Annotated in this window: 14 protein-coding genes and 1 pseudogene; 3 read left to right on the top strand and 12 right to left on the bottom strand. The window is 66.8% G+C overall.

All coding sequences use genetic code 11. The features are described from left to right. Positions 1–22: 22 nt before the first annotated feature. Both NQ204_RS01930 and NQ204_RS01935 read right to left on the bottom strand, forming a co-directional pair. Entirely contained in the window at positions 23–1,330 is a 1,308-nt protein-coding gene (locus NQ204_RS01930) for a chloride channel protein (RefSeq protein ID WP_116862316.1), read from the bottom strand. Between the two features lie 305 nt (positions 1,331–1,635). Next, entirely contained in the window at positions 1,636–3,003 is a 1,368-nt protein-coding gene (locus NQ204_RS01935; RefSeq protein WP_256642919.1) for a putative bifunctional diguanylate cyclase/phosphodiesterase, read from the bottom strand. A 312-nt stretch (positions 3,004–3,315) separates the two neighbouring features. Here NQ204_RS01935 and NQ204_RS01940 point away from each other — a divergent pair, with 312 nt between their 5' ends. Then, complete coding sequence (locus NQ204_RS01940) at positions 3,316–3,876, top strand: fasciclin domain-containing protein (RefSeq protein ID WP_256642920.1); 561 nt, start codon at positions 3,316–3,318, stop codon at positions 3,874–3,876. Between the two features lie 55 nt (positions 3,877–3,931). Here NQ204_RS01940 and NQ204_RS01945 read toward each other — a convergent pair whose 3' ends face one another. From NQ204_RS01945 to NQ204_RS01970, 6 genes and pseudogenes are all read right to left on the bottom strand, one after another. Then, complete coding sequence (locus tag NQ204_RS01945) at positions 3,932–4,357, bottom strand: hypothetical protein (protein ID WP_256642921.1); 426 nt, start codon at positions 4,355–4,357, stop codon at positions 3,932–3,934. A gap of 46 nt (positions 4,358–4,403) precedes the next feature. Beyond that, positions 4,404–5,069, bottom strand: coding sequence for a carboxymuconolactone decarboxylase family protein (locus NQ204_RS01950; RefSeq protein ID WP_256642922.1), 666 nt, complete (start codon positions 5,067–5,069; stop codon positions 4,404–4,406). A 76-nt stretch (positions 5,070–5,145) separates the two neighbouring features. Next, positions 5,146–5,632: pseudogene (locus NQ204_RS01955) on the bottom strand ((R)-mandelonitrile lyase). 37 nt (positions 5,633–5,669) lie between these two features. After that, on the bottom strand, positions 5,670–6,881 hold the full coding sequence (locus tag NQ204_RS01960; RefSeq protein ID WP_256642923.1) for an MFS transporter: 1,212 nt from the start codon (positions 6,879–6,881) through the stop codon (positions 5,670–5,672). Next, positions 6,881–7,915: an alpha/beta hydrolase gene (locus NQ204_RS01965; RefSeq protein ID WP_256642924.1), complete on the bottom strand. Its 1,035-nt coding sequence runs from the start codon at positions 7,913–7,915 to the stop codon at positions 6,881–6,883. Before NQ204_RS01965 ends, NQ204_RS01960 begins: the two co-directional genes overlap by 1 nt. 13 nt (positions 7,916–7,928) lie before the next feature. Beyond that, on the bottom strand, positions 7,929–8,984 hold the full coding sequence (locus NQ204_RS01970) for an NAD(P)-dependent alcohol dehydrogenase (RefSeq protein ID WP_256642925.1): 1,056 nt from the start codon (positions 8,982–8,984) through the stop codon (positions 7,929–7,931). Between the two features lie 125 nt (positions 8,985–9,109). Between NQ204_RS01970 and NQ204_RS01975 the strand changes: the two genes are divergently transcribed. Next, positions 9,110–10,006, top strand: a complete 897-nt coding sequence (locus NQ204_RS01975) for a LysR family transcriptional regulator (RefSeq protein ID WP_116862325.1) — start codon at positions 9,110–9,112, stop codon at positions 10,004–10,006. A gap of 39 nt (positions 10,007–10,045) precedes the next feature. Here NQ204_RS01975 and NQ204_RS01980 read toward each other — a convergent pair whose 3' ends face one another. From NQ204_RS01980 to NQ204_RS01995, 4 genes are all read right to left on the bottom strand, one after another. Further along, positions 10,046–10,999, bottom strand: a complete 954-nt coding sequence (locus NQ204_RS01980) for an alpha/beta fold hydrolase (RefSeq protein ID WP_256642926.1) — start codon at positions 10,997–10,999, stop codon at positions 10,046–10,048. 207 nt (positions 11,000–11,206) lie between these two features. Next, positions 11,207–12,850 carry an MFS transporter gene (locus NQ204_RS01985; RefSeq protein ID WP_256642927.1) on the bottom strand — a complete coding sequence of 548 codons (1,644 nt, stop codon included), beginning with the start codon at positions 12,848–12,850 and terminating at the stop codon, positions 11,207–11,209. Beyond that, positions 12,844–14,175: an alginate export family protein gene (locus NQ204_RS01990; protein WP_256642928.1), complete on the bottom strand. Its 1,332-nt coding sequence runs from the start codon at positions 14,173–14,175 to the stop codon at positions 12,844–12,846. Before NQ204_RS01990 ends, NQ204_RS01985 begins: the two co-directional genes overlap by 7 nt. Before the next feature lie 80 nt (positions 14,176–14,255). After that, a complete protein-coding gene (locus NQ204_RS01995; protein WP_116862467.1) occupies positions 14,256–14,597 on the bottom strand; it encodes a hypothetical protein in 342 nt (113 codons plus the stop codon). Positions 14,598–14,751: 154 nt separating this feature from the next. On the opposite strand from NQ204_RS01995, the gene NQ204_RS02000 reads away from it, so the two are divergent. Further along, a complete protein-coding gene (locus NQ204_RS02000; protein WP_256642929.1) occupies positions 14,752–15,519 on the top strand; it encodes a tetratricopeptide repeat protein in 768 nt (255 codons plus the stop codon). Positions 15,520–15,737: the final 218 nt, after the last annotated feature.

Genomic DNA, 15,737 nt, shown 5'->3' on the forward strand with positions numbered 1-15,737 from the left:
TTGCCCCAGCCAGCGGCGGGCACTACCGGGCTGCGTTGGGAAGCAGCTGCTCGGCCAGGCCGCGATAGATCGGCACGGGGCAGACCAGACCGGACACGGCGCGGGCGATCAGCACTGTGGCCAGGATCGGCAGCAGCAGGTCACCGCTGTCGGTCAGCTCAAGCGAGATGACCGCCGACGTCAGCGGCGCCTGGGTCACGCCGGTAAGGTAGGCGCACATGCCCAGCAGCACGAAGGCGCGCGGATCGACGGCGGGCATCAGCGCAGCCAGGTTGTGGCCGATGCCCGCGCCCACGGCCAGCGCCGGCGAGAACAAGCCGCCGGGAATGCCCGCGATGTACGAGGCCAGATTGGCAAGCAGTTTCATCAGGCCGAATTCGTGGCCGACCTCAGCATGGCCCTGCACCAGGCTGCGTGCCTGCTCATACCCGGTTCCATACGCACCATCGCCGAATGCGGCGGCCAAGCCGACCACCACCAGGCCGCACGCTGCGGCGAGCAGCACCGGGTGCCGCTGCCGCAGCGTGCCCAGCCAGCGCGGTCGGCCGGCCACGCTGGCCAGCACCATGCGCGCGAACACCCCGCCCAACAGGCCCGCCACCACCCCGCACAGCAGGATGGCCAACCAGGCCTGGCCTAACGGCATGCGTGCAGCCACGTGGCCGAAGTAGGTGTAGTTGCCGAGCAGGCCCAGCGAGACCACGCCGCCCACGATGACCGCGGTCAACAGCGTGCCCGAGAACCGATGCTCGAAGCGCCCGCTCAACTCTTCAATGGCGAACACGATACCCGCCAGGGGCGTGTTGAAGGCCGCCGCGATGCCGGCCGCACCGCCGGCGAGCAGGAAGTGCGACAGCTCTTTGGGATCCTTGAAGCCGAACCAGCGGCCGAACAGGTACATCAGGCTGGCGCCAACGTGGACAGTGGGGCCCTCGCGGCCGACCGATGCGCCACCGAGCAGCGAGAGCGAGGTCAACAGGAGTTTGCCGGCGGACACCCCGGGCGAGAGATTGACCTGCCGGAAGGTCTCATCGGGTTTTTCCAGCGCGGCGATGACCTGGGGAATGCCGCTGCCCCGGGTCGGGCGCAGGGCGCCGCTGGTCAGCCAGGCGAGCAAGGCGAAGATACCGGGTGTGAGCAGCAGCGCCCACCACGGCGAGTGGTCGATGGCGCGCTGGAACAGGCCGAACGCAGCGTCGCTGGCCTTGGCGAACAGAATCGCGACGAGCGCGACGGCCACGGCGCCGATCCACAGCGCGGCGCGGCGACGCCAGGCCTCGCTGCGCAGGTGGCCGGCCAGAGAGGCCTGGATACGGCGGAATGGGTTCATGCGGACCAGTATGGTCAGTCTCGGGCGCCTGGGAAAGCTGGCGCCGTGGCGGCTGACCTTGCGGCATGCGGTGGCTGGGCCGGGAACATCTGGCGCCAGCGACTACCCGTGCTTTGCGTTACAGCCCGAGGTCCGACAGTCCCGGGGGATCATCCGGCCGACACCCCAGCGGCCAATGGAGACCGCTGGGGCGCGTGAGCGGCAGGCGCAATGGCTCCGTCAGGACTTCGGTTCGGGCGCCAGGATGCGCTGCTCTGCGGCCTCAAAGCGGACGCGGACTATCTCACCTGCTGAAGCTGAGGGCTCTAGCCAGCGCTGCGGGGCACCACCAGGCAGTGGCCTCTCAGCCAGCTGACAAGTTCCGCCTTCGGCATAGGCTTGGCAAACAGATAGCCCTGGAAGTGATCACAGCCCAGACCCATCAGCAGGTCGCGTTGCGCCGCGGTTTCCACGCCTTCGGCCAGCGCGCTCATGCCCATCACCTGGGAAATCTCCACGATCTTGCCCAGCAGGTGCTGCGCGCGCTCCTGGGTGGTGGCCTCGTCAACGAAGTTGCGGTCGATCTTCAACTTGCGTACCGGTAACGTGCGCAGCGTGGACAGGCCGGAGAAACCGGTGCCAAAGTCGTCCAGCGCCCAGGTCACGCCCAGTGCTTCCAGCCCCTTCATCTTCTCGATCGTCTCAGCGGTCTCCGCCGACAGCGCCGACTCGGTCAGTTCCAGCTCGACCAACGCCGGATTCACCCCCGCATCGCGGATGACGGCGCTGATCGCTGATACGAAGCCGTCGTCCAGCAACTGGATGGGGCTGATGTTGACCGCCACCCGCAGGTTGCGGGTCTCGGCTTGGCTGGCCCACTGCACCAGCAGCTCGCAGGCCTGCCGCAGCACCTCAAGTCCGATGTCACGGATCGCGCCGCTTTCCTCGGCCTGCGCAATGAAGGCACCCGGCGGCAGCAGTTCGCCGGAAGGACGCCGCCAGCGAACCAGCGCTTCCACGCCAGTCACCACACCATTACCGCGCACCTGCGGCTGGTAGTGCACTTCGATCTCGCCATTGCGCACTGAGCGACCCAGCTCGCGCTCCAGGCGCAGCCGGTTGCCGATGTCCTTGCGGTAGATCGCGAAGATCGCGGCCAGTAGGGTCATCGATATGACCGTATTGGAGCGCGCGCCCCACACGCGGACTTCAATGGGCGGCGACGTGCCGGGGGCCAGGAAATCCAGCGCGCCGATGGCGAATGACGCAAACGTCGCCAGGCAGACCAGCGGGAACACCAGCGAGCCGTAACGCTCGCGCGCATCGAAGGTGAAGGCAGCGCCCGCCGCGAGCGGCAGCATGAACAGATGCCCAGAGCGCGGCACCCAGGCGATCGGGGCATCAATCACCGCCACGCCCACCACGGACAGGAATACGCCATGGGCGACGATCAGCAAAGACGTGGCATCGGCGCGCCGGCTGCGGGCCAGGGCGAGAACGCCGACCGCCATCACGCCGAGGAAGGGCGCGGCCAGCTCGGCGCGGTCAACGTAGAGGTAGCACGCCGTCCAACCCAGGCCCAGGAGAATGCATGAGACGCCGGCAAGCTTCAAAATGGTGCCGATCTTCCTGCGGCGCGGTGCCTCCTGGAACTTCGGCAGGCCCTGCCATTTCCGCGCTGCTCTGTTGGGCATCTACCGAAGCATCCTTTTGGCATCCGGAGCGCGCGTGGTCGCGCCCCGGACGGAGGGTAGCAAAGCCCGCGCCCGGGCCAAATAGTGTCGATTTTCTGGCGCGGGCCCGCTTCATGCGTCCTGCCCCTCATCACGCCTCGTCAACGTCGTTGAACCATTCAAAAGACGCTTGAAATCCGCTGCATCCAACCGGCCTCGATGGGACGTAGAGGTAGGCACAACGCGCTGCAAAAGCTGCCACTGGCGCGTTATCCGCAGGCACCCCTGCATTCATCAAGAGGCCGAACGGCCTCGTCCAGTGAGGAAACGAACATGCGTAGCCAGATCCAGCGTCTTGCCATTGCCGCGGGCATCGCGGTCGCCTGTACCGCACCCGCAGTGTTTGCCGCCGACAACCCGATGGTGGGCGGCGCACCGATGTATGCCAACAAGACCATCGTGGAAAATGCCTCCACGGCCAAGAACCTCAGCACCTTGGTGGCTGCGGTGAAGGCTGCCGGGCTGGTTGATACGCTGAGCGGCAAGGGCCCGTTCACCGTGTTCGCGCCCGCCAACGAAGCCTTCGACAAGCTTCCGGCCGGTACCGTGGATACGCTGCTGAAGCCTGAAAACAAGGCCAAGCTGACCAAGCTGCTGACCTACCACGTGGTATCGGGCACCTACACCTCGACCCAGCTGACCGCCGCCGCCCGCAGCCATGGTGGCACCAGCACGTTGAAGACCGTGCAGGGCGAGCCGCTGACAGTGAAGCTGCAGGACGGCAAGGTCTGGGTGATCGATGCCAAGGGTGGCAAGGCCTCGGTGACGACCGCTGATGTCATGCAGTCCAACGGCGTGGTGCACGTAGTCGACAGTGTATTGATGCCGAAGTGAAAGCGGCCGGCGGAGCCCATGCTCATGCATGGGCTCCGCTCTGCGGCGACAGCGCTCAGTGCGCCTGCTGCGGCCGGCGCGCGTCCAGTGCTTCCTTGATGCGCGCAATATCGCGGCCGCCCGCGTCGGCGAGACGACGGACCTGCTGCCGCTCTTTGCGCGGTAACGGCGCCGCATGATCGTGCGGGGCAGCTTGGACGAGCCGGGCGACCGCTTCGCGCAACGGCAGCTCCGGGTACAACCGCGCGGCACACCAGCGCTCTGCGAAGCGTTTGCCCTGGCGGATGCTGGCAGCTCGCACATCCTTGGTCCGCCACATCTTCTGCCCCTTCATCCAGAGGCGAACGCCCGGCCGTCCATCCGGAATGACCGCGGCTACTTCGCGCGCGTTCCACCACAACGTCCAACGCTCGCCGGTCTGCACCCAGCCAGAGGGGTTGGGTGCGCGCTGGAAGCCTTGATGTGCGGAGGACGCAAGCATGGCGCAGAGAATACGGAGGACGGTCTCACGGTCTGCGACGTCGGCGCTACGGCTGCATTTTCCGCTGCAGCGCCTGCCGGATCCGCTGCGCCGGCGCCCCATCCACGCGGGCCTCCAGTATGTCCGCGAGCTCGGCAAGTGCGCCCTGCTCCACGCCGATGTTCATGCTCATTCCGGTATGGGCGAATACCTGCGCCTCCGTACCCTCGATCACGGACAACATGCCGAGCGTTGCCAGTTCGCGGCTCTGCCAACCCAGGTTGTCGCGCGCGAAGAGGTCGCCGAACAGGTGGGTGCGCAGGTACGTATTGGCCTCGGGCGCGAAATCAAATAGCGGACCCGCCACCGGGGCACCAGCCAGCCGCGTCTGGTTGTCCGTCCCGACCTTCAATAAGGCCTCGCCCTGCGGCGCAGGTGTGCTGGGTTGGCGCCCGGCGTCGTCATGCAGGCCACGCGCCGCGCGTGCCTGCACAACCTCCATCAACTGACCCAGTGCGTTGAGGCTGCGGGGAAAGCCCGCGTAGGCGTACAGCTGCAACAGCACCTCGCGCACCTCGCTGATGCTGAGGCCCTCATCCAGTCCCGCGTCCAGCGTCGGCTTCAGGCGCTCGAAGTTGCCTGAGGCCGCGAACGCTGCAATCGGAACCAGCGCTTGCTGCCGGGGGCTCAGCGATGCAAGGGCCGGCATTTGGTTATGGGATGAGGTGTTCATGGGCAAGGGCTCCCGTGCGTTGGTGGCGGGCAGCCCCGCCAGGATGAGTGTGGCGAGCAGCAGCCACGAGCTGGCTTTAGTGGGCGTTGTACTGGGCGTCGTCCACCTTCTCCATCCACGCCACGTTGCGGCCATCCATCGTGCCGGTCACTGCCAAGTGGGTCATGGCGATACCGAGTGCGGCGCCGTGCCAGTGCTTTACGCCCGGCGGGCACCAGACAACGTCCCCGGGACGAATAACCTGCACCGGCTTGCCCCACTCCTGCACCAGCCCTACCCCACTCCTGCACCAGCCCTACCCCGCTGCTGACCACCAGCCTCTGCCCGGCCGGGTGGGTGTGCCAGGCCGAGCGCGCGCCCGGCTCGAAGGTGCCCAGGCCGCCGGATGCAGGAATGCCGCCCTCGGCCGGCCAGACCGGATCGATCCGCACGCGGCCGGTGAAGTACGCCTCCGGGCCGGACTGCGATGCCTGCTCGCCAGCGCGGGCGATGGTCTGCTGGCCGGCATGCGCGGCAGGCAGCGCCGTGGCGCCAAGGGCGAGCATGAGGATGGGAGTATTCATGGTGTTGGCTCCTGCGTGGAGGGTTCGGCGTAGAAGTTCAGGCGGGCTCGGATTGACTGCGGGTTACCTGTGCCGGCAGCTGGCGTTGACCCGCCGCGGTGCGCCAAGCCAGCACGACAGCCACGCCCAGTACGCCCGCACTGGCGGCGAAGGTGCTGCCGTGGCCACCGTGGTCGTACAGTGCGCCGCCAAGGGTGGACCCCACGGCAATGGAGCACTGCACGACCGCCACCATCAGACCACCGCCGGCCTCGGCGTCATCCTTGAAGGTGTCCGCCAGCCAGCTCCACCAGCCCACCGGTGCGGCGGTGGCGAACAGCCCCCACACCGTGAGCAGTGCGGCGACCGGCCAGAGCTGGGCGCCGAACGGCACGAGCAGCACGGCGATGGCCGCCATCAGCATGGGAATGGCTATCAGCGTGCGGTACAGCCCATACGTGAGTGCGCGGCCGACCAGTACGGTGCCGATGAAACCGGATAGCCCGATGGCCAACAGAACCATCGTTACCGCGGTGGTGCCCGCGTGGGTCACGGTTTCCAGGAATGGACGGACATAGGTGAACAGCGCGAACTGGCCCATGAAGAAGGCACCACAGGCGGCCATGCCCCATCGCACCTGCCGGCGCCGCAGCAGTGCCAGCACGTTGCCTGGCGCGGCGGCGGTGCGTGCAGGCATGCGCGGCAGGCTTGCCCACTGCCATGCGAACGCCAGCGCCGCGACCGGAAGCAGGCACAGGAACGCACCGCGCCAGCCGATGATCCCGCCGAGATAGCTGCCCAACGGAGCCGCGACCACCGTGGCCAGCGCATTGCCGCCGTTGAAGATGGCCAGGGCACGTGGGACCTGTGCGGGGGGAACCAGGCGCATGGCGGTCGCTGCCGACAGTGACCAGAACCCACCGACGACCACGCCGATGAGCGCCCGCCCGGCCATGTACAGCGAGTAGCTGTGCGCGGTGGCCACGACCACGCCGGACACCGCCATCAGCGCGGTGAGCAGCAACAGGACCGTTCGCCTGTCCATCCGCCCTGCCAATCGCGCAATCGACAGGCTGGTGAGCACGGCAAACGCGCCGGAGATGGCGATGCCATAGCCCGCCAGGCCCTCGCTCACCCGCAGGTCGACGGCCAGCGGTGTAAGCAGGCTGACCGGCATGAACTCCGAGGCGATCAGCGCAAACACGCACAGGGTCATCGCGAAGACGCCACCCCAATGTGCGCGTGCCGGTGCGTTGTGGACGTCGGCCATCACGGTGCCACCAATCCCTTCTGGAAGAACGCGGTCAGTCGGTTGAAGGGAACCAGCTGGGTGCGGTCGTACAGGTCCACATGCCCTGCCCCTTTCACCCAATAGAGTTCCTTCGGCTCGCCTGCACGACGATAGGCGTCTTCACTGAACTCACGTGAGTGGGCCTGGTCGCCGCTGATGAACAGCATCGGGCGCGGCGCGATGGTTTCGATATCGTTGAACGGATAGAAGTTGAGGAACTTCACCAGGCTGCTGAACAGCGGCATGGTGGTCTGGTCCGCCTGCTGCCCAGCCGGGGTATAGGCCCCCCGAGGGGTGCGGTAGAAATCGAAGAACTCACGCTGGACGTCCGGCGTCTCCGCGCTGAGTTCGGTGACCGTGCCCGGCACGTAACGTGGTGCGGCACCGTGGAATTCTGCCTGGCGCTGTTCGATGGCGGACTGGATCATCGTCTTGCGCTCGGCCAGATTCTGCGATGCATTGAGGCCATTGCGTGCTGCCGAGCCCATGTCGTACATGCTGACCGTGGCGATGGCCTTGATGCGCGGATCGATCTTCGCCGCGCTGATCACGAAGCTGCCGCTGCCGCAGATGCCGAGCGCGCCGATGCGGCGCGCATCAACGGTCGACTGGATCGCCAGGAAATCCACGGCGGCACTGATGTCATCGGCGTAGATTTCCGGCGCGACCATATGGCCCGGTGTCCCTTCGCTCTCGCCCCAGAAGGAAAGGTCGATCGCCAGGGTGACAAAGCCTTGCTCGGCCAGCCTCTGCGCATAGAGATTGGAGCTTTGCTCCTTCACTGCACCCATCGGATGGCCGACCACGATGGCCGGGTACTTCACCCCGGGTGTGCGGTCCCTGGGCAGGAACAGGTTGCCGGCTACCTTCATCTGGTACTGGTTGCGGAACGTCACCTTCTGCAAGGTGACGCGCTCGCTGCGGTAGAAATTGTCGGCGCCGCGGGAGAGGTCCTGCGCGGACGCCGTCATCGAGCCGGCCACCAGGCCGGCAAGGAGGAGGAAATGCTTCATGGTCGGGGTCTCTTCAGGCAGGAAGCGTGGCGGTGTCCATCACGAAGCGGTACTTCACGTCGCCCTTGAGCATGCGTTCGTAGGCCTCGTTGATCTGATCGGCACGGATCAACTCGATGTCGGCGACTACGCCGTGCTCGGCGCAGAAATCAAGCATCTCCTGCGTTTCAGCGATGCCGCCGATCATCGACCCGGCCAGCGTGCGGCGCTTCATGATGAGGTTGAACACCGCCGGCGACGGATGCGGCGTTGCCGGTGCACCGACCAGCACCATGCCGCCATCGCGCTTGAGCAGGACCAGGTAGGCGTCGAGATCGTGCGGGGCCGCCACGGTATTGATGATCAGATCGAACGATTTCGCGTGCGCGGCCATTTCGTCCGCCGAACGAGACACGACCACTTCATCGGCACCGAGCGCCACGGCCGCGTCGCGCTTGCTCTCCGAGGTGGTGAACGCAACCACGTGTGCCCCCAGCGCATGGGCCAGCTTCACACCCATGTGGCCCAGGCCGCCGATGCCCACGATGCCGACCTTGCTGCCCGGGCCGGCATTCCAGTGCTTCAGCGGTGACCAAGTGGTGATGCCGGCGCACAGCAGGGGTGCGACGGCGGCCAGCTGGTCTTCCGGGTGGCGGACGTGCAGTACGTAGCGCTGGTGCACGACGATCTGCTCCGAATAGCCACCGAGGGTATGGCCCGGCGCGTCGGCGGTGGCGCCGTTGTAGGTGCCAACCATGTTGTCGCAGTAGTTCTCCAGGCCATCGCCGCAGTCCTGGCAATGCCGGCAGCTGTCGACGATGCAGCCGACGCCGACCAGATCGCCCGCTTTGAAGCCCTGCACCTGGGCGCCCACGGCGACCACGCGGCCGACGATCTGGTGCCCGGGCACGCAAGGGTACAGGGTGCCGGCCCACTCGGCGCGGACCTGGTGCAGATCCGAGTGGCAGATGCCGCAGTAGACGATGGCGATCTGGACGTCATCGGCGCCGGGCGCGCGGCGGGCGATGTCGATGGTTTCAAGGGGGCGATCGCCCGCGTGGGCGCCGTAGGCTTTGACGGAGAGGGTCATGGCCGGTGCATCCTGGGATGGGGAGTGGTCACCATTCTGACCAGACCCCATTGCCTTGATTAGCCAATGGAACCTTTTAGGGTCTATTAGCGCTCTTAATCAATCCGTCATGCCACACTGGCCCTATGGCCAGACGCAACCTCAACGATCTCCTTGCCTTCGTCACCGTCGCCCGGGAAGGCAGCTTCACCCGCGCGGGGGCCGTGCTGGGTGTCTCCCAGTCGGCGCTGAGCCAGGCCATCAAGGCGCTGGAAGAGCGGCTGCAGATCCGACTACTGACCCGCACCACGCGCAGCGTCTCGGCCACGCCGGCTGGCGAGCGCCTGCTGGAGGCAATCGGAAATCGTTTTGATGAAATCGAGGCCGAGCTGGATGCATTGACCGAGCTGCGGGAGAAACCCGCCGGCACCGTGCGTCTCACCTGCGGCGACCACGTGCTGCGGACAGTGCTGCTGCCGCGGCTGCAGCCACTGATGCAGCGCTACCCGGACGTGAACATCGAATTCGACGTGAACTACGGCCTGCGTGACATTGTGGCCGATCGCTTCGATGCCGGGGTCCGCCTGGGCGAGAGCATCGACCGCGACATGGTCGCACTGCCGATCGGGCCACCGCTGCGCATGGCCGCGGTAGCGACGCCAGACTACTTCAGCCGGCACCCGGCGCCGAAAGTGCCGGCTGACCTGACTGCGCACAACTGCATCAACATGCGCTTCCCCACCACCGGCGGTCTGTACGTCTGGGAGTTCGAGCGACGCGGCCGGCAGGTGAATGTGCGGGTGGATGGGCAGGCGACCTTCAACAGTTCGCCGCACATCGTTCTGGCAGCGCTGCAAGGCCTCGGCATCGCCTTCCTGCCCGAAGAAGAGTTCGCGCCGCACCTGCAGGAAGGGCGGCTGGTCCGCACGTTGCAGGACTGGTGCCCGCCCTTCTCCGGTTACCACCTGTACTACCCGAGCAGGAAGCAGCACTCTCCTGCTTTTGCGCTGGTCATCGAGGCGCTGCGGGTTGCGGCCGATTGACGACAGACAGGGCCCCGGCAGAACCGAGGCCCCTGTCGCTTACTTTTCCTGCAGGAAGGTCAGCAGGTCCTGGTTGACCTTGTCCTTGTGGGTATCTGTCAGGCCGTGCGGCGCACCCGGGTACACGATCAGCTTCGCACCCTTGATGAGCTTGGCCGACTGGCGGCCGGAGATGTCGATCGGCACAATCTGGTCGTCATCACCGTGGATGACCAGGGTCGGCACGTCAAACTTCTTCAGGTCGGCGCGGAAGTCGGTGGCCGAGAACGCGGCGATCGAGTCGTAAGTGTTCTTGTGGCCGCCCTGCATGCCCTGCGCCCACCAGGCGTCGATCAGGCCCTGCGAGACCTTCGCACCCGGGCGGTTGAAGCCGTAGAACGGGCCCGACGGGATGTCCTTGTACAGCTGCGCGCGGTTATCCATCTGCGCCTTGCGGATGCCATCGAACACTTCGATCGGCAGGCCGTTGGGGTTGTCGGCGGTCTTCAGCATGAAGGGCGGCACCGCGCTGATCAGCACGGCTTTTTTGACCCGGCCGGTGCCATGGCGGCCGATGTAGCGCGCCACTTCGCCGCCACCGGTGGAGAAGCCGACCAGGGTCACGTCGTGCAGGTCGAGGGTGTCGATTACCGTGGCGAGGTCGTCGGCGTAGTGATCCATGTCGTTGCCATCCCAGGGCTGGCTGGAACGGCCGTGACCCCGACGGTCGTGCGCGATCACCCGGTAGCCGTGGTTGGCCAGGAAGATCATCTGCGATTCCCAGCTGTCCGAGTTCAGCGGCCAGCCGTGGCTGAAGGTGACGACCGGGCCGTCCTTCGGGCCCCAGTCCTTGTAGTACAGCTGCACGCCATCGGCGGTGGTGATGTAGCTGGCGGTGCGCACGGTGCTGGTGACGGCGGCCGGCGTGGCCGGTTCGGCAGCCTGGGCGGACAGACCGGCCTGGACCGACAGGGCCAGCGCGGCGGCGGCCAGGGTGCGGGTGATGGTTTTCATGGAGGAACTCGCGTGAGTGGGTGATGTAAGACGTACTGTGCGCCGGTGCGCAGGCGTTTCGATTACGTATGGTCCGTAATACTTGATACATCGTCTTGCACCGATGCGCGGATCAGCGCATGGGACGATTGCGGAAGCGCCTCATGTGCACAGGGCGCTCGTTGGGGCGCCCTGCGGTCCAACGCATTGCTGCAGACAACGGCGTTGTCAGATGTCCTGGTGGTGGTGTGCCAGCGGGGCCACGGGTGCCTCGCCACCGCCCACGAAGTGGCGGACCACGGGGGCACGTTCGCCCTTGTGCAGCGCCCGCAGCGCTTCCTGGATCAGCTTGTCGTCGGCGGTGATGCGTTCGTGCTGGCGAAGGTGTTCCAGCCAGGACGCCGCAACGAAATACTCCAGGTGGATGCCCGGGCTGGCCACATCCTCGACGACACCCCAGACCACCGCACCATCGCGGCGGCGGATGATGCCCAGCTGATGCATGTGTGTGTGGAAGGCCGCGCGGTCTGCGTTGTCGATGCGGTACTCAAGGGTGACCAGCACCGGGCCGCGATCATGCGAGACGGCTACCGACAGCTCCGGTGCGGGCCAGTGCCCGGCCGGACGCAGGTTCATTTCTTCGGTGCCGGCAATGCGCACGCGCCACACCAGCAGGCCACCGACCGCCGCACCGATGGCGGCCACCAGCAGGGCCAGTTCCGGCGAGGTCTGTTGCGCCAGTGCGCCCCAGCTCAGGCCACCAGCGGCCATGCCGGCCGAGAAGATCATGATGTACAGCGCCAGGGCGCGCGCACGCACCCAGGCCGGCACCGACGTCTGCGCTGCGATCTGCAGCGAGGACAACACGGTGATCCAGGCAAAGCCATTGATCATCATTACCGGCGGCAGCAGGTACCAGCTGCGCAGCAGCGCCAGGCCCACCAGGCTGGCCGCCAGGGCGAGCGTGGCCAGCAGCACCAGCATGTCCCGGTCGAGCTTTGCACGCAGCTTGGGCAGCAACAGTGCACCACCGACCGCGCCGATGCCGATGCAGCCCAGCAACATGCCGTACTGCCCTGCCCCGCCGTGCATCTGGCCGCGCACCACTACCGGCAGCAGCGCGTTGGCGGCGGCGGCAAAGAAGAAGAAGCCGACCGACTTGATCAGCACGGCCTGTAGCTTGCCGGCCTTGGTGGCGTAACGGATGCCTGCCTTGAGGCCGGCACCGAAACCTTCCGGCGGCAGGCTGGACGCGGTCGCGTCGCGCTTCCACGCCCACACCACCACCAGCATGGCGGCAAAGGTGATGGCGTTGAAGGCGAACGCGTACATGGCACCGAGCTGGGACACGATGACGCCACCGATGGCCGGACCAATCGAGCGCGCGATGTTGATGCCGATCGAGTTGAGTGCAACCGCCGACGCCAGCATCGGCTGCGGCACCAGTTCGGACACGATCGCGGCCTGGGCCGGCATCGCCATCGCCGCGCCGCAACCCATGCAGAACGTCAGCAGCACCAGCAGTTCCGGGCTGAGCATCTGCAGGTGGGTCAGCACGGCCATCACCAGTGCCACCAGCAGCATCCAGCCCTGGGTGACTATCAGGTACCTGCGGCGGTCGACGATGTCGGCAAGCGTGCCGGCGGCCAGCGCCAGCAGCACGATCGGCACCGTGGTGGCCGACTGCACCAGGGCCACCATCAGCGGCGAGCCGGTGCGCTCGGCCATGACCCAGGCCGCGGCCACGTCATTGACCCAGGTACCGATGTTGCTGGCCAGGATGGCCAACCACAGTGATCGGAACATGCCGATCTTCAGCGGGGACCAGGCACCGGCCTGGGGAGAGTTCTGTGATGCGGTTGCATTCACCATTGCCATGCTCCAACGATTGAGGCGAACAGCGTGTCCTGGCCGCCGGCCTGCTTCAGCGCAGGACCCGCATCCATCCAGGCCAGCTGCAGCTGCCATTGCCAGTGTTCGCTGGCTTGCCAGCGTGTTTCGGATTTGTATTGATTGCCGATGCGGCCGGAACCGCCTGCCGTACCGGGCAGTGCCACAAGCGGCGCCGGCGTGGTGTAGACCGCATCGGCGCGGCGGTGCTTCCAGGCCAGCTGCACGCCCAGTTCGGTGGTCACCGTTTCATGCAGGCGCAGGGCCAGCGTGGGCTGGATGTCCATCAGGTTGGCCGGGGCCAGCAGGCTGGCTTCGCTGAAGTACGCCGACTTCGGGTACAACGCATTGAACGTGCCCAGGCGACCATCGTGCAGGTTGCCATCGCCACTGGCGATGTCCGCCTTGACGCCCAGCCGCGGCTGCAGCGGGACGTTCTGCCACTGCCAGCCGGTATCGGTGGCGACCGTCCAGGCACGGATGTCCAGATCGGTCGCCGCCGTGCGTAGTTCGCCGCCCTGTGCGACCAGCTCGGTGTTCCAGTCCAGGCCGCCTGCACGGCCAAACCAGCGCGCGCCCAAGGTTCGCCGGCGCTCGATGCCGCTGCCGGCGGCGAAGCGACCCGCCTCGCGGCGGTAGTCCAGCAGGTACAGGTCCCACTGGCCCGGGCCGTGGCCGCGGGCGGTGGTGGCGTAGGCACCCCACAGATGCGCGCCGCGTTCGCCGCGGTCATCGAAGGCGCCCGGCCGGTTCTCGACCGCGCGCAGGGCCATCAGGTCCAACGTGCCCAGGCGACCGGCCCAGCCGACGCGCGCACCGTCGAAGGCCAGGCGGATGTTCGGCCCGTCACGCACCGACAGCAGCCGAGAGCTGCCATAGCCGGCTTCCTGCCTTCCGAGCTGCACGTGCATGCCGTTGGTTTCCCAGCGCCAGTAGGCCTGCTGGATGTCCAGTGCGCCGCGATCGGTCTTGCCCGGGCCGCCGGCCTTGCCTTCTTCGGTATGGGCGCCCAACTGCAGCATGGCCTGCCAGTTGTCCTCGCGGTAGCGCGCCGATGCGAGGGCGCGCAGCAGCCCGTAGCCGTCCTCGCTTTCGCCGATGCCGAACCGGGTCGGTTCGTAATACATGCCGCGCAGGCGCAGCGAGGCGTCCAGCTGCAGCTGGCCATCGCCGAGGTTGGTGCAGGCGCCGCCGTCACAGGCCAGCGCCAGTGACGGCGTGGCCAGCAGGGCCAGGGGCAGAAGTACCGCACACGGGCGGGCAGCCTTTGCTGGCCGCGTGGCTTCGGAGGGAACGGTGTGGGCCATCGACCGCAGGGGTTCGTGGGGGCAGCACAGCTTGACGCTGCCTCGCGTGGCGACGTAGCCCTGTTGGTTGGCTGCGTTGATTACTCTTTCGGGTTACGTGCGGCGCCCACCAGGTCGATCACGCGCCGGCCAAAGGAACAGGCGTCGAGGGAATACGCGCCTGGCCCAAGCAGCAACAGGCCCAGCGGCAGCAGGACGAGCGCGGTCAACGGCCCGCTCCAGAGCATCACGCCGGTCGCCAGCCGCACGGCGAACAGGGTGAGCCATCCGGCCGCGACCAGCGCCGAGACCAGCAGCGAGGCGGCGGTGTGCCACGGGTCGTCACCGATCGACAGGCACAGCGATGCGGCCAGGCACAGGCGCATCCAGAGCAGCCCGATGCAGGGCGCCCTGTCAGGGAACATCACGTAAAGCCGCTGCAAGATCGCTGCCCCTGAGCCATGAAGCGCATTAGTAGCCGACGCGATCGGTTTCCACCTGCCCCGAACGGGGTATATCGAACCCTGCGTCAGCCCGGCGAACCGGGTGGCGCGATCCCTTATAGTTCCACCCTTCAGAGCGAACTGTCGGCACACCATGCCCTACATTGGAATCGGACTCCACTTCATCGCGGCCATTTATTTCGCCGTCCACGCCATTCGCTCGGGCCAGAGCCTGTACTGGCTCCTGCTTCTGTTCTCGTTTCCGCTGCTGGGCAGCCTGGTGTATTTCGTGGCGATCTACCTGCCCGAAATCCGCGATTCGCGCGGTGCCCGTCAGGTGGTTCACTCGGCCAAGCAGTTCATTGACCCGGGCAAGGGCGTACGCAATGCGCGGGCGGAGCTAGATCGCACACCCACCGTGCAGAACCGCGTAAGGCTTGGGATGGAGCTGCTGGGCTCCGGCCAGGCCGAGGAGGCCAGGACGCTGCTGGAGCAGGCCGCAAGCTCCCCGCTGGGCGATGACCCCTACATCCTGACTGGCCTGGCGCGTGCGCGCCTTGAATCCGGGAACGCCACGCTTGCCGTTGAGACGCTGCAAGGTCTGTTCGCCCGCCACCCGGATGTGCGCCGCAAACCCGAGCAGACCCTGCTGTACGCGCAGGCCCTGGCAGACAGCAATGCCCCGGGCGCCCAGGCGGCCTTCGAGCGCGCCGTGGAATGCGGCAACGATGCTGCGGCGCGCTGCCTGTACGCCGAGTGGCTGCTGGCCCAGCCGGATGCGGCGGACCGTGAGAAGAGCCGCAGCTTGTTTACCAGCATCCTGGACGATGCCCGGCATTGGTCGCGCCATGCGCGCAGCCACAATGCGCCGTGGCTGGAGCATGCCAGGGCGAGGTTGAAAGAGCTGGAACGGGCGCGCTGAGCGCCAGTAGATCCGCGCCATGCGTGGAGGGTCGTCCGCGCAGGCACCCCACCCGTGGGTCGCCCTCAGCGCTGGTTGTCCTTGAGTAACAGCCAGGTGATCAGCGTGTCGTCCGGCCCTTGGGGGTCAAGGCGCAGACGCATGGGCTGACCCTGGATGCCCGTTTCGCGCTGGCCGACCTGCTGCGCACGGATGTGGATCTGCAGATCACGGCGAAC

Source organism: Stenotrophomonas testudinis, assembly GCF_024499815.1.
Lineage (GTDB): Bacteria > Pseudomonadota > Gammaproteobacteria > Xanthomonadales > Xanthomonadaceae > Stenotrophomonas.